Origin of the sequence: Fibrobacter sp. HC4 (assembly GCF_023373925.1) — a bacterium.
Lineage (GTDB): Bacteria > Fibrobacterota > Fibrobacteria > Fibrobacterales > Fibrobacteraceae > Fibrobacter.
In genome coordinates this window covers 21498-36105 of the sequence record NZ_JALCZV010000016.1, presented here as the reverse complement: position 1 = coordinate 36105, position 14608 = coordinate 21498, and the positions used below count along the sequence as shown (strand labels likewise).

Below are 14608 nucleotides of genomic sequence, written 5' to 3'. Positions count from 1 at the left end.
GGTCACACCGATACAGGGAACAGTATTTGCAGCACCGCCACCCGGGAAACCATAGGGAGCAGAAGCCACATAGCAACCATTGGCAGAATATGCAGGATAGGCATCACAGGTAAAGGAACCATGGAGAGATGCATCGGTATCATAGAGAACAGCCGCCATGGAATAGGTACAGTTACCCTCAATTTCAGGATCATTCAAGGAAATCACCTTGCCATCGGGGGATTCGCCCGGATCAGCAATAAAGAACAGTTCGTCAACGCCATAGCCTTCATACAATGCGGCAGAAGCGATAGGAGTCAACTTAGAAGCGCCCCATCCATCAATACCAATTGCATCATCAAGAGATTCATCTTCAGCCTTGAAGAAAATCAGATTTTCAGGCAGTTCTTCATCCATCCACACTGCGTAATACCAGCCGCACATATCGGGAGCGACCTTCAGATACTGGCGGTTTTTATAGGTACCATCACCGGAATACATGGGAACGGAAGCCTTCCACTCTTCATCGTCGGGTACAAGGACATAGAAGTACTTGATATCAGGCTTTTGGGAAGAAATCAAAGTAGATCCAGGCTTCTTGGGATTTTCCATCACATAGACATCGCCGTCATCTGTCGGACAGGGAATATCAAGATGGCTAGGAATAAGCATAGAATACATAGATTCGTAGCCGTTCCATTTAGACGCAAGAACATAATACAGTTCAGTATGGCCAAAAGCAGAAGATCCCGAGTTGACCTTAACCATATGCTGGATACCAAACTTTTCCTCAGGGCTCGAATACACGCTTTGATTTACCTTAATATCATAAAAACCGGTAGCCGAATTGAACATGTCTTCTGTAATGGCAAAAGTCTTGTTCAAAATGACGACATCCATTGCGCCAGACCATTCAGCCGGTTTCTGAAAATGAATTGTTCCAGAACATGTGGCGAAAGCACTTTCGGAGCAAGCAAAAATCGCAGCGACACTCAGCAAACTTTTAATAAACTTCTTCATGTCACCCTCCTATTACAAGAACCAGAAGGTTAAATTAAACTGTCCCTGCCAAGTCTTGGGCGCATCATCAGCATCGTTTAAGGCAGTGATACCCATAACAAAACGCAAGCTCATGTCAAGGGCCTTTGTACCGATGTACTTCGTGGAACCGACACCAATGACTGCATCCATTTCAAACACATCGCTCACGTCATGTTCGCGGAAAGTCTGCTTTCCGAAATCATCTTCGATAACAGTCTTACTCTTGGAATAAAGGGCGAAAGACGCCTGGGGGCCCACTTCCAGGAAAGCCACATTCGGCAAGGCGAAACGAGCCAATACCGGCACATCGATACGAAGCTGCTTGACGTAATATTCAATGGTCATGTCTGACTTTTCGGGAAGTCGATCAGAATCATCCCAAGTAAGAATCACAGATATGTCCGCTTCGCTGCTTGCATAACGATAAGCCCCGCCCACTTCCACATGGACACCGGCAAATTCACTGGGCATGTACAGCACGCTAAGGCCGGCATTATAACCAAGACCCCAGAAATTGCCCAGAATATCATCGGCCCCGGAAGTCTTGATGGAATAGCCCGAAGCACTCTTACCGAGGGAACCGAATCCAAGCTTTGTGTCGTAGAAATCGTTATAGGTTCCAGCAGCAAATACACCCGCGAAGAATTTCTTGCGGTCATCATTTGCGGGAACAGACGAAGTGGAGTTGACCGCAGGTTGTGAACCAAAAGGAACAAAGCTATCGCCATCCTGTGCAGCAGGAACGGCAGCAGGTGCCGCAGCATTTGCATTCCCAGTAAAAGTCCATTGCAGTCCTTCTTGCTGAGCCGCAGCAGGAGCGGCAGTGGCAGGAGCGGCCGCAGTTTTAGATTCGGCAGAGGGAGCCGGGGCGGGAGCTGCCTGACTAGGAGCAGCCGGTTCCGCAATTTCTACAAAACCGTGATCCTGAGGTGAGGGAGGCACAGGCGGAATTTCATCCTCCTGAACCGCCACAGGCGCAGGCAACGCTTCAGCGGGAGCAGCATTCCCATCGGCAACGGCACCCGTTGCAGGAGCGGCGGGCTCATCATCCCATCCAACATCAGCAGAATCCCAGTTTCCCTGGGCAAAGGCGGAAGCACAACAAATTCCCAGCAGGGCCATCAGTCGCTTCATATCTTCTCCTTAAAATTAAAAGTCAACTGTACCCAGTTGACTCCCATCATTATTAAAAAATTTTCTTGGCGTCGGTCAGTTCGCCACCCTTTTCGTGGAACAGAACCAAAGTACCGCCACCCATCTTCCGGAATACGGCAGTCAATCGGGTCACCACATCGGATTCCTCGAAGCCGATTTCATTGGCAGCGGTTTCGCCAATGACCAAACCCACAGCTACCATCTGAGGAGAAACCCTACGCAGGTAGTTCAGCAAGTCTTCGTCGCTATTCAGGATATCTGTTGCGGTAGGCTTTTCCAGTTCAGCGGGATCACGCATGCTCACCAGCAGCGGATACATTTCGTCAGAAACCATCTGCTTGGCGTTCAAGTACAGCGTATTGCCAACAAAAAGGCTAATGGAATCGTTCAGGACTTGACGGACTTCGACAACCACGTCACTCTGGACAGCCATTTCCTGAATTTCCAACTTAGAAGGTCCGCAAGCCACAAGGGCCATAGACAGGGCGGACAGCAAAACAATCGCAAACTTCTTCATGATTCCTCCTATAGAGTTTGCGAGAATATAAGAAAATTATAATAAGTCTCAAAGACCTATTCAAAAAACATCCCCCTCACATCCTTTTATTTTTCGAGGATATGCAGAGCCCTTTCAATCAATTCCGGCTTAAGATCGAACACCCGGCTCAAAGTTTCCACGCGATCGGGCACCTCAATCCGTTCCATACGGGAGCCATTGGCATCTCGGGTTACCAGATTTCCCTTCTGGTAATAGTACTGCACGCCCCGTTCGCGGTCTAGGCGGTTCAGCACCGGATAAGTCATCATTTCCCTATAAAAACTTTCATTCCAGTGCTGCTTAAATTCCTCTACAGAAACGCCCTCCACCGGATAGTCAAAACGCAATTTCATGGGAGCGCCCGCACCCCCAGTCCAAAGGGACATGGCGTCGGCAGAAGGACGGTCCAGACGGACGCAGTTAGGAACCAGCGGAAAGAACGCAGTTCCCGTTCCAAAGGGAGGCGGCTGGGGAATCGGCAGCGGATCAAAAATCAAGTACCCCGGATCAAAAAGATATTCCGTTGCAGGAGCCAATGGAGACGACGCATTGTCGGGCAGAATCAACGCGCAATGGATATTCCGTTCCTTACGTTTATGGCCCATGACCAGGCGAGGCTTAAAACCCATATCCACAAAAACCTGATACAGGTGCCAAGTCATGCTAAAGCAGGTGCCGCCACCCATCCAGGCGTCCACATCGTTCTGAAAACTATCGTCCAGCTTCTGGGCGGCAGACGAACTTCCCGTCTGTTCAAGACGGATAATCTTCGTCAGGTTCTCGTAAGTCACCTTTGATAGTTTATCGCAAATTTCGCGAATCTTTTCCCACTGTTCAGAAGTCATTTTTTTACGGACAGTTAATTTTCGATTTATGGGGTAAAGTTAGAAGTGTACCGCAAACTTTATAAAAACAATAAAAGGCCGTCTACACCAAGAACCGTAACACAAGCCACCACGGCAACGCCAACAAGACCCGCGCCAAACAAGGAAGCCACCACGGCAGCCACAAGAGCGCAGGCGCCAGAAAGTTTGCTATCGGTTGAATAGAATATGGCAGGGACAGTCATGGCCGCAAGAACCGTGTAAGGCACATAAGCCAAAAAGGAACGCCAGAACGGGCTCTTCAATTTTGACTTCAGCAGCACAAAGGGGACGGCACGCAAAAGGTACGTCACCACAGCCATCACCGCCAGATACATAAAGTATAGCTTCAAGTTCATGTTTCAGCCTCCTCATCCTTGACAGGGAAAAGAGCCGCGCAAATCAGGGAAGCGATCAAGGCGCAGATGATAATGGCAAAGCCCACGGTAACACCGCTTAGGGCCGGCACAAACTTAAAGGCGAGACTACAGCCTATCGCGATAGCCACAGCAAGCATCGTCGGCTTATGGGCCTTCATCTGGGGAACCACGATGGCAATGAACATACCATACAGTGCAACCCCCAGGGCATTAGTCACAATAGCCGGTAAAATTTCGCCACATATGGCACCAGACAAAGTTCCCAGGGACCAACCTATATAAGGCAAGGTGGCCAGGCCCAAAAAGTAAATCGGGGTGACCGGTTCCTTCTGTACCATGGAAACGGCATAAATTTCGTCGGTAATACCCATGGCCAGGAACAATCGCTTTCCAGTACCGAAACTAGGCGCCACCTTCTGGGAAAGGGAAATGGCCATCAGGCTGTAACGCAGATTGATAAAGAAAGTCGCAATAGCCATTTCGACGAATGTGCCTGCCGCATCAGCCATAATCTGCAAACCGGCAAACTGCCCTGCAGAAGTCAAGTTAGTCATGGAGATCAAGGTGACCAGAGGCCAAGTCAATAATTTGGACCCGGCAATGCCAAAAGAAAAGGATACGGCAAAATATCCAATTCCAATGGGAAGTCCGTCTTTTACACCTTTCGTAAATTTCATGAGGCCAAATATACAAAAATGCCCGCTATTTCTAGCGGACACTTCGTCTAACAAATTTAGGGAATGAAGATTACTTCAGCATGATGCGCTTGGTCATGTTGGCAGAGCCAGCACGGACGCGTACGATGTAGCTACCGCCAGCCAGAGTTTCCAGGGCAACATCGCTATTGACGTTGCGGAGACTCATCATGGGGCGACCCTGCATATCGAACACATCAACATTCACAAGGTCAGCACCACCAATCTGGAGGGTACGGCCATGGAGAGCCACAGACAGCGGGTTAGCAACAACGGTATTCAGAGCGACGGTAGAAGCAGAAGAGCTGGGATCCTTGCTATCGCTGCTTGCCGGCGGAACAATCTTGAGACCATCGCACTTGAAGTTATCCACATAGAGGTAGTTGGGTTCAACTTCAGCCTTGATTTCCCAGTGGAAAGCAGAAACCAGAGACTTATCCAGAACCACTTCAGCACCCCAGCCATCCTGTTCCAGGTCAGACCAGGCGATCTTGGCAGTAGTCCAGGAAGTAGAAGCCTTCATAGCAACCATATGGCGGTCATAATCAGTCAGAGCGCCCGTGCCATCACCCTTGAGGACAGCCTTGAAGTTATGAGCGGAACCGATGTAGTCGTAAGAAATTTCGGTGCAGCTGGAAAGATCATAGGCTTCATCTTCTTCGCCCAGGTTCAAACCGAGAGCCACATAAGGATCATACTTGTTATCACCCTGATCCAGAACGACATCCTTAAGGCCAGCCATAGTGGTGGAACCGTTGGTTGCCGGGAAAATTACCACATAGCCACCATTTTCAGCGTCTTCTTCGTTAGCGAAGGTAGATGCGCCCTTGTCGCCCTTATCGTTGTAAGCGAACCAGTAGCCACCAGTGTAAGCCTGGTTGTCGCCATCTTCGAAGTCATCCACTACGCCTGCGGGGGTAGCAACAGTTGCGCTGCTTCCTGCTGTTGCAGAGCTGGAGGAACCGTTCTGGACAGCAGAGCTGGAAGAGGCACCCGCAGCAGCAACGGTCAACTTGACAACGACCTTTTCACCATTGATGGTCAGAGTTTCAGACTTGGAAGATGCCCATTCGGGAACAGTTCCAAAAATGGTTACGGTACCGTTCTTTTCTTCAATTGTCAGGAAGGACAGAGCCCAGTCGCGGCTGAAGGAAGTTACGCCGGTAATAGTAACAGTAGCGAAGGTACCGTTCGGAGCAACAGTCTGTTCCAGGTTACCGGAAACCTTGTAGCCGGCAGCGGTGGCGCTGGAGCTATTAGCCACAACGGTGCTAGAGGAGGAATTGGTCACAACGGTACTGGAGGAGGAATTGCCAACGACAATGCTAGAGGAGGAGTTGGTAACGACGGTAGAGCTAGAGCTATTGTTCAAAACAGTAGAGCTGGAGGAATTACCGGTGGTAGAGCCGGAACCAGCAACAGGCTTGATGGCCAGACCGTCGCAACGGACGTCGTCAATGTAGAGATAGTTGTAGGTGGGAGCGTCATAGGTCTTGTTAGCGTTTTCAATACCCTTCACTTCCCAGGTCAGCTTGTTAATGGTGTTCAATGCGGTAGAAATGCTGAAGTGAGTTTCCATTTCTGCCTTGCCCCAGTTTTCCTGGTCCAGATCTTCCCATGAAATTTCGGCCTTTGTCCAAGAACTCTGGGCCTTGAAGGCAATCTTATGGTAGTTGAAGTTTTCAACCTTGGAGGACTGAGCCTTGAAATTGTGTTCGGCACCCTTGTATCGGTAGCTGATAGACTTGCAGGAGGACAAGTCATAATCGGATTCGTCCTTGTTCAGCTTCACGCCGAGAGCCACATAAGGAGCATACAGATTCTTACCCTGAACCAGCTTAATGCCCTTGAGAGCCAGCATGCCCTTAGTGTCATCACCCTTCACCACAACCTTGAAACCGTCAACACCATCTTCATCCTTTTCAGGATCGTTGGTGATGGTAGATTCGCCGGCACCGTTATCGTCCTTGGAGTCATCGTAGGCATACCAGACGCCACCGGTAAAGGCATACTTGTCGCCATCTTCAAAGTCATCGATGTAGTCGGTATAGCCTGCGGCCATAGCGCTGCTGGAAGCAGTAGAAGAAGAGGTATTCGGAGTAGAACCATTTACCCACGGGGCAGTCTTGTAGTTGTTCTGCAGCTGATTGTAGACATACTTACCAGAAGCAGAATAACCGTCTACGCTCCAGTTGGAAGGATTGGTGTAGTTACCCTGATTCATGAATGCGGAAGAGGTTTCGCCCTTGTTACTTACAGACCAGTTGCACCAGGAAATCTTCTTGCTATCCAGGTAGGTCATCCATTCATTGGACTTGGATTCGCTGACGGTACCGTCGCCGCTAGCTTCGGTAGTTCCCCATTCAGTAACAAAAACAGTCATACCATTCTGGAGAGCGGTATTGACACGGCTCTTGAAGTTAGAGTAGCCGCTGTATGCACCATCGGAAACACCATGTTCCGTAGCGTAGAAATGGAACGTTACGGCATAGTTGTTGTCGTTAATGTCACCTGCGCCAACTTCTTCGGGATGAGCGGAGTACTGGCTGTTACCCACAATGACCAGATTGTCAGCTCCACCATTTTTACGGATCACCGGAATGATTTCATTGGCGTAATTCTTGATAGTGTTCCACATCTTTTCGCCGGTGGGTTCGTTGAACACTTCGAAAATGACGTTAGGATACTTACCATATTTGGAGGCCATATGGGTGAAGAATTCCTTGGCCTCTGCAACTTCATTCTGAGCGTTGTGAGAATGGTAGTCGATAATGACGTAGATATCGTTACTGATGGCAGCGTCAATGACGGTTTCGTCCAGAGACTTCCAATTGCTATTCAAATTAGTGCCGGTACCATGGGCGACACGGATAATTTCAATTTTCCAGTCGCGAACCAGGGCGTCAATAACGTTCTTCTTATAGAAGTTGTAGCCCACATCCCAGGTATCCCAGAACATGCTCATACCCTTCAACTGAACCTTATCTCCGGTATTAGCAGAATACAGGGCGGCATTTTTTGCCTGAAGTTTTCCGTAGTAGCTTACGGGTCCGGCAAAGGCTGCAGCTGCCATTACCAAGAGAGACACTAATAATTTTTTCATTTGAACATCCTTTGTTAATACACCAATCCCAAGGATCCGGCTCATTATAGATTTACAAAGGACAAAACTCAATACATATTTTGTTTACGTAATAAAAAAAACGTATACGGAGGAATACACCCCCGCCTCCAGAATGAAAAAAGCCCCGCTTTTTACAGCAGGGCGTTTTTAAGGGCTTTGGGAATTCCCCTTTTCAAGACTACATCATTTGACGGCTGGGTGGGAGTCTGGGGGCGGGTCTGCGCCCCGCCTCCAGAATGAAAAAAGCCCCGCTTTTTACAGCAGGGCGTTTTTAAGGGCTTTGGGAATTCCCCTTTTCAAGACTACATCATCTGACGGCTGGGTGGGAGTCTGGGGGCGGGTCTGCGCCCCGCCTCCAGAATGAAAAAAGCCCTGCTTTTTACAGCAAGGCGTTTTTAAGGGCTTTTGGAATTCCCTTAATTAGTTTTCGTTGTTGCGCATTTCGGTCTGTTCGCGGTCCATAGTGTGCTGGAGGTATTCCTTGAAGTCACGGTCGATGTTCACGCCGTCGAAGTCAAGGTCATCGTTTTCCAACACGAACACTGCAGACGGGTTATCGAGCCAGCCGACCACGTCCACGCCTTCGAGCTTCATGGACTTATCGCCAGCAGCCTGAGCAACGTATTCGATCTTGGACTTAGCGACCCAACCCTGACCGCAAGAACCCTTAACGAGCACTTCGGTATCACCATCCTTAACGATGGTCAGTTCTTCGTTGAAGCCAGCGGTACATACAACAGCGCCGCCATCCTTTTCCTTGGTCAGATCAACATCGCCAAGCTTGGACTTCACCTTCTTACCTGCGGCGAAAGACATTCCGACCATCAGGGCAAGAGCAATCAACAATACCTTCTTCATATTCTTCCTCAGAAACAGGGTAAAATTCAATTATGCGATAGGAATATACCTTTTATTTTTCCCTTTTGTCATAATTTCTTTTAAATTTTTGCCGTATGAAGAAGATTTTACTTTGTTTTACCCTAATTTTGGCCCTCGCAGCCGGTTTTGGAGCCTATTCCATCAACTCTAGACTCCAGGAAACGGCCCAAAACAAGACTTTAACCCTTATCGAAGTGCCCAAGGGCAGTTCCCCCACCAAGATTTTCCAGATTCTGCAGAAGAACGGAATCTGGTCTGATGAACTGGCATTCAAGATCATCTGCCACAAGCAGAAGCCCAATCTCAAGGCCGGTTGGTTCGAAATTCCCGCAGGTCTTACCCTTCCCCAGGTCCTGGCCATTATCGAAAGCGGCAAGAACGCCGTAAAAAAAGTGACCATTCCCGAAGGCCGAGCCAGCTGGGAGATTCCCGCATACCTGAAAAAGGCATTCCCCAACCTGGACGAGGACCGCTGGAACAAGTTGGTCCAGGACCCGAAGTTCGCCCAAAGCCTGGGCCTCGAAGCCAAGACTCTTGAAGGCTACCTGCTCCCCGACACCTATCCCTTCGCCATGGACGCCAACGAAGAGACAATTTTGAAGCAGATGGTTGCCGCAAACCTGAAACTCCGCGACGAAATGCTCAGCAAGCCGCAGGCCATGTGGAAAACCCTGGGAACCTGGCACCGTGTTCTTACCCTGGCCAGCGTCGTAGAAGAAGAAACCGGCATTCCCGAAGAACGCCCCCTTATTGCAGGAGTCTTCCACAACCGCCTCCGCATCGGCATGCCCCTGGGCGCCGACCCCACCGTGAGGTTCATCTTCAAGAATCTGACCGGTCCCATCTATAAGAGCCAGTTGAACAGCGACAGCCCCTACAACACCCGCAAGTTCAAGGGACTGATGCCCGGCCCCATCTCCAACCCCGGACGCAAGGCCATCTACGCCGCCCTGAACCCGGCAAAGACCGAAGCCCTCTACTTCGTGGCCAAGGACGACGGCTCCATGACACACTTCTTCAGCAGTACCCTGGCAGACCACAACAAGTACAAGGACGTCGCCGCAAGAAACAGAGGCGAATAAGTCCCTACACAATTGTAAACACAATTCCCTTTTCACCCGCTAGCAATGGCCTCACGCCATTGCTACGTTTGTTATATGCAAGTCAAAGACCGCTCCCTGCTCAGCCTATCATGGCCCCTGTTCCTCACATTTGGAATCGCCACATTCCAGCCCATGATGGACAGTTGGTTTCTCTCTAGAACTTCTGAAACCGCGGCGGCAGGCGTAGGAGCCCTCGGTCCCCTGCTAGGAGCGTTATTCATGGCCATTACCGCGTTCTCCCAGGCGGGCGCAAGTATCGCTTCCCAGTTCCTCGGGGCAGAGCGCCCCCGTCAGGCTGGCACCACCCAGACCATGGTCCTCATAGGGAGCATCCTGCTGGGCATCGCCTTCATGCTCATCATCATCCCCCTAGAAGGAAACATCGTCCGATGGATGGGACTCTCCGGAGAGGCTGCCGGATACGCCCAGGAATTCCTTCACGTAGTCGCCTTCGGTTTCGCCTTCAGGTCCCTGCAGACTACACTGACCGCCCTCATAGCTACCAATGGTCTAACCACCTGGAACTTGCTTGGAAACATTATCACCATCATTTCCAATGCGGCCATGAACGTCGTATTCCTGAACGGTTACTTCGGACTTCCCTGCATGGGCGTAAAGGGCGTGGCACTAGCCACCATGCTTTCCTGGGCGATTTCCTCTGGCATCCTGTTCTGCATCTTGCGCTATAAGGTTCACCATAAAATTAGACGTACCGATTTTAAGCGTTCCCGTATTATCCTTCCTGATTGGATCCGTATCGGTTTCCCCGCAGCCGTGGAGCCGGTCAGTTTCCAGATGTTCCAGGTAGTCCTTACAGCCATTATCGTTCACCTGGGAATCGTGTCCATGACCGCACGAATTTTCAGTGCCAACTTCGCCATGTTGGCGGTAATCCTTAGCGTGGGTCTCAGCAGCGGCAACCAGATTCTGGTGGCCCATCTGGTAGGAGCCCACGATTACCAGAAGGCCAACCGTCGACTGCACCAGAGCCTTATTGCAGGTTGTTCCAGCGGGCTCATCGTCGCTATCATCGTCGCCCTCTTCGGAACAGAGTTGCTATCCCTCTACACCAACGACCCCGAGGTTCAGAGACTGGGCAAAATCTGCCTGTGGTGCGACGTTCTGCTGCAGCCGTTCAAGGCAGCCAACATGACCATAACCTCAGCGCTCCGTGCTTCAGGAGACTCCAAGTTCCCCGCCATCGTAGGCACCGCCATGATGTGGACTTGCGGCCTGGGAACCGCACTATTCCTCGGCTTCACTTTAGAACTGGGCCTTGCAGGAATTTGGTTAGGCATGGCCGCCGACGAATGCTACCGCTCCATTGTCAACTATATCCGCTGGCGTGGCGGAAAGTGGAAAAACTTCGGCGTTGTATAAAGCAAAAGGGTCTCTCGCGAGACCCCTTTTTTACGTCATACATTTAGAAAGAATAATTGCCGACACGGATAAAGTAACTGTAATCCGACAGATTCCTCAACTCTTTAAACGAATCCTTGTCAACAATTCTATTCAATCCCATATACAGGACCATTGACTTGTAGACGAACCTTACCGCAGGTTCAACCACAAACTTATCTACATCAAGTTCTGCCAAGGGGCTGTCTTCAAAGTCATGGTAATAAGCAGCAAAAATCCAGGCACCTAGATGTTTTCCATGGACTCCACCATTAGCTCGCAACATACCATATTCGTGGGAAGACAACTCACGGTTATACCATTCCGTCGACCAAGGGGTTGCCTGAGCATGCAGACGGTAAGCCAAATCCAGCGGGCCGCATTCGAACGACTTGGGGGAAACATAGCCGAAACCATCTTCGTGATAGCGTTCAATTCCACCGGCAACACCAATACCCAGCGATACGTTGGGGTGAGGCGAATAGACCAGGCGACCATCAACAAGAATCTTCCAATAGATCGGCACAAGGTCCATGATGTCAAATCGATAACCGATAGATTCCATACCAGCCATCACATCAACACCGGCACCATCTTCAGCAAACCACCCAGATTCACCAGACGATTCATAAGAGTAATGAAGCATGGGAGAAACCGGGTATGTTACGACTTCACCATTTCTATAATGCAAGGTGTCCAGCTCATAGGTCCTGCTTCCAAAAAGAAATTCTGCAGCAATCTTCTGGCGAGAATCTATTTCGTAATACATGGACAAGTTCAGATCCATACGTTCTTCATGGCCGACTTTTAAATTCCAGGGAAGACTGTTGTAATATGACCGCAGCGGTTGCAATCTAAGGAAAGCGAAATCCAGAGAAACGCCCCAACCGAGTCCCAACAATTTGGAAATATCAAGACGAGGCATCACACCATAGGAATTTCCACCCCAGAATCCAGCCAGAGTCAATTGCAGTTCCACATGATCAACATAGCGAACAGAGCCTTCGGCATAGGCTTGGGGGCCAACTACGTTCGAACCAAAACCGCCCACAGCAAGATCAAAAGTCGGATGCGATACCGTCTCTACAAACAGATCCCCCGTTGCACCCATAAAGAAATCCAACGAGTCATAAGCCGGATTTTTCAGAATAGCTCCGGCAAAATTACGAGGGCCAGCCAAACCCGTATCCGCCTCGTTCCAGTAAGACCGCACAGCTGCATGAATAGACGAACGTAAACTGTCTAGCGACGGAGAAAAACGGAACCAGGATTTTGCAGCCGGTCTACGTCCATTCCCATAATCCACCTTGCGGGAGGACAACGCCGGGTGAGAAGTACGTCGCTGTTCTACGGCAGAAAAACCCGCCTGAATCCAGGCATTACGAGAAGTGTCAGAAATGGCATGGGAGCGAATTATCACCCCCGGCTGATTGGACAGCTGCGCAGATTCCATCTTACGAAGCAACCGATTCCGCACATCTCCGACAGGGGGATTTCTAAGAGGATCCGCAACAACGATAATAGACAATTCATCTAACCGATCTTCTGCAGGCAAGGCGTAAAACGGACAAAGTTCACCGGAAGCCCGCTTAACAGAAACATCACCATCGTTCCCCCACAACGGCAGGGACTTTATGATTTCATCAACAGAACCCGAACGAAATTCCGCCGTGGCGTTCTCATCGCAACCCACCAGCGAAAACGGGCGTGCATATTGAATCGGCTGTCGATACAGACTTTCCTGAAACCTCAACTTGGCCAAAGCTCGTCCAGAAGGAACGGAGTCTCTCACAAGGGGCTTTCTATTTTGAACAAGGTGACCGTCATCAGTCCTTGAAACAGAAAATCTTTTTCTCAACGAAGGAATTCCATCTTCCGACAAGGCCCATTCAAAAGCGTCACCACCTTCCTGCGAAAGGCCGGCGGTTTCCGCAGTCAAATTACGTCCCACATAAGGAGCGATGGTAGAGTCCAGCATGATTCTCTGGATTTCATCTGGAGACACCCCCTTCGCCCACAGGGCACCAACCCAGGCGCCCCATGACGTAGCCACGACAGAATCCACAGGAATTCCAAATTCTTCTATAGCATACAGAACACCTAGATGATACCAGGGAGAATGATCTCCACCTCCTAAATACAATACATTCTTGACCGTTTTAGGCAACGCCGGAGTCACCACTGCAGAAGAATCATTCACAATGGAGGCTGACGAAACAGAATCAGACGAAACCGGGCCCGCCAAAGCCGAATCCGTCGCAACGGAATCCATGACCGCGGAACCACGGGAAACAGAATCTACGGAAGAGGAATCCGTAAGAGCCATTTCCTGTGTTTCATCAAAAGGTAGCACGCCTTCCTGAGCGAAAGCTTCCGCTCCACCCCAAAAGGACAACGACAAAAAGGCGGCAATAAATGCCGCCCCGTTTAAAGAGCAGAATGCGTTAAGCCATGCGCGCAGGGTTAGCCGCATACTTGGCAGCCTCCTCTTGCGTTACATAACCGGCTTTTACTAATTCCACAAGGCAGTCATCCATCAACAACATGCCGTCAGCGGCAGAGGCCGCAATAATCGAGGGCAGGGTATAATGTTCGCCATTACGGATTCTTGATGCCACGTTCTGAGTACCGTAAAGAATTTCCCATGCAGGAACAGCACCATTACCTTCTGCGGCAGGAACAAGACGTTGCACGACAACGGCCTTGAGAACCGAAGCCAACATGTTACGAGCCAACCCGCGATTTTCCGGAGTTTCCGAAGAAAGCAGAGCCTCCAGCACGCCAACCGTATTGCCCGCAGAAACATTAAGGACAACCAGGGCGCCGGCTTCCGCAGCTTTCAGAATAGGAATCAAGGACATACCTTCAAAATCCCCAAGCCAAATCAAATCAGTGCCGCTACGAAGTGCCTGGGCAATCTTGCTCTGGACATCACCTCGGGAGTCTTCAAGCACAAGGCTGTCGCCTCTTTTTACCTTCAGCTCTTCCTTGGGATTCAAAAGGCTAACACGCAAAATTTTGGATTGGCACAAGGCAGACACATAAGCGGTAGCTGTAGTTGTCTTGCCGCTACAGGCGGGACCGCCAAACACAACAAGACCGCCACTCAAGCTGAGAAGGCTAGACAGCATTTCAGGAACGCCAAGGGCAGAAAAATCCGGGCAATCCTCAAGAACGGGGCGGAACACCGCCGTATTCCCGAGAGCGGCACGGCAGTAGCGAACTCTCCAGCGGGAATTGCACCAGGGGCCACCAAGAATCATTCCGGACTCTCCGTCCATAGATCCCAAAAATTTTCTAAGCGTTCCAAATTCCGTTGCCGGAGCATCGGGAATGGCACAAACCTTGCCAGCCAGGCGAACCGCAGCAGGAGCACCTTCGGTAACAATCACTTCACTAGCTCCGACCTGCAGAGCGTAATCCAACAGAGAATCAATTTCTGTAGCCATCACA

At 50.2% G+C, this 14608-nt stretch carries 11 protein-coding genes and 1 pseudogene; 2 read left to right on the top strand and 10 right to left on the bottom strand.

Annotated elements, in window-relative coordinates; all coding sequences use genetic code 11:
* From MMG03_RS11110 to MMG03_RS11075, 8 genes and pseudogenes are all read right to left on the bottom strand, one after another.
* A pseudogene (locus MMG03_RS11110) lies at positions 1–999 on the bottom strand (hypothetical protein); the annotation flags it as partial.
* A gap of 12 nt (positions 1000–1011) precedes the next feature.
* Entirely contained in the window at positions 1012–2154 is a 1143-nt protein-coding gene (locus MMG03_RS11105) for an outer membrane beta-barrel protein (RefSeq protein ID WP_249506293.1), read from the bottom strand.
* Between the two features lie 52 nt (positions 2155–2206).
* A complete protein-coding gene (locus MMG03_RS11100; protein WP_073157595.1) occupies positions 2207–2692 on the bottom strand; it encodes a hypothetical protein in 486 nt (161 codons plus the stop codon).
* 86 nt (positions 2693–2778) lie between these two features.
* Positions 2779–3558 (bottom strand): hypothetical protein, encoded by a 780-nt coding sequence (locus tag MMG03_RS11095; protein WP_249506292.1) that lies wholly within the window; start codon positions 3556–3558, stop codon positions 2779–2781.
* Positions 3559–3617: 59 nt separating this feature from the next.
* On the bottom strand, positions 3618–3935 hold the full coding sequence (locus tag MMG03_RS11090) for an AzlD domain-containing protein (protein ID WP_073157601.1): 318 nt from the start codon (positions 3933–3935) through the stop codon (positions 3618–3620).
* Complete coding sequence (locus MMG03_RS11085) at positions 3932–4633, bottom strand: AzlC family ABC transporter permease (RefSeq protein ID WP_088666302.1); 702 nt, start codon at positions 4631–4633, stop codon at positions 3932–3934. Before MMG03_RS11085 ends, MMG03_RS11090 begins: the two co-directional genes overlap by 4 nt.
* Positions 4634–4703: 70 nt before the next feature.
* A complete protein-coding gene (locus MMG03_RS11080; protein WP_176421929.1) occupies positions 4704–7754 on the bottom strand; it encodes a cellulase family glycosylhydrolase in 3051 nt (1016 codons plus the stop codon).
* Between the two features lie 441 nt (positions 7755–8195).
* Complete coding sequence (locus MMG03_RS11075) at positions 8196–8633, bottom strand: hypothetical protein (protein ID WP_073157933.1); 438 nt, start codon at positions 8631–8633, stop codon at positions 8196–8198.
* 95 nt (positions 8634–8728) lie between these two features.
* Between MMG03_RS11075 and mltG the strand changes: the two genes are divergently transcribed.
* Together mltG and MMG03_RS11065 are read left to right on the top strand one after the other, a co-directional pair.
* Complete coding sequence (gene mltG / locus MMG03_RS11070) at positions 8729–9736, top strand: endolytic transglycosylase MltG (protein ID WP_249269441.1); 1008 nt, start codon at positions 8729–8731, stop codon at positions 9734–9736.
* Between the two features lie 75 nt (positions 9737–9811).
* Positions 9812–11137 carry an MATE family efflux transporter gene (locus tag MMG03_RS11065; protein ID WP_249506291.1) on the top strand — a complete coding sequence of 442 codons (1326 nt, stop codon included), beginning with the start codon at positions 9812–9814 and terminating at the stop codon, positions 11135–11137.
* A gap of 43 nt (positions 11138–11180) precedes the next feature.
* Here MMG03_RS11065 and MMG03_RS11060 read toward each other — a convergent pair whose 3' ends face one another.
* Positions 11181–13628, bottom strand: coding sequence for a patatin-like phospholipase family protein (locus MMG03_RS11060; protein WP_249506290.1), 2448 nt, complete (start codon positions 13626–13628; stop codon positions 11181–11183).
* On the bottom strand, positions 13600–14604 hold the full coding sequence (locus tag MMG03_RS11055; RefSeq protein WP_073233242.1) for an ATPase, T2SS/T4P/T4SS family: 1005 nt from the start codon (positions 14602–14604) through the stop codon (positions 13600–13602). The genes MMG03_RS11060 and MMG03_RS11055 overlap by 29 nt, the downstream gene beginning before the upstream one ends.
* Between the last annotated feature and the right edge of the window lie 4 nt (positions 14605–14608).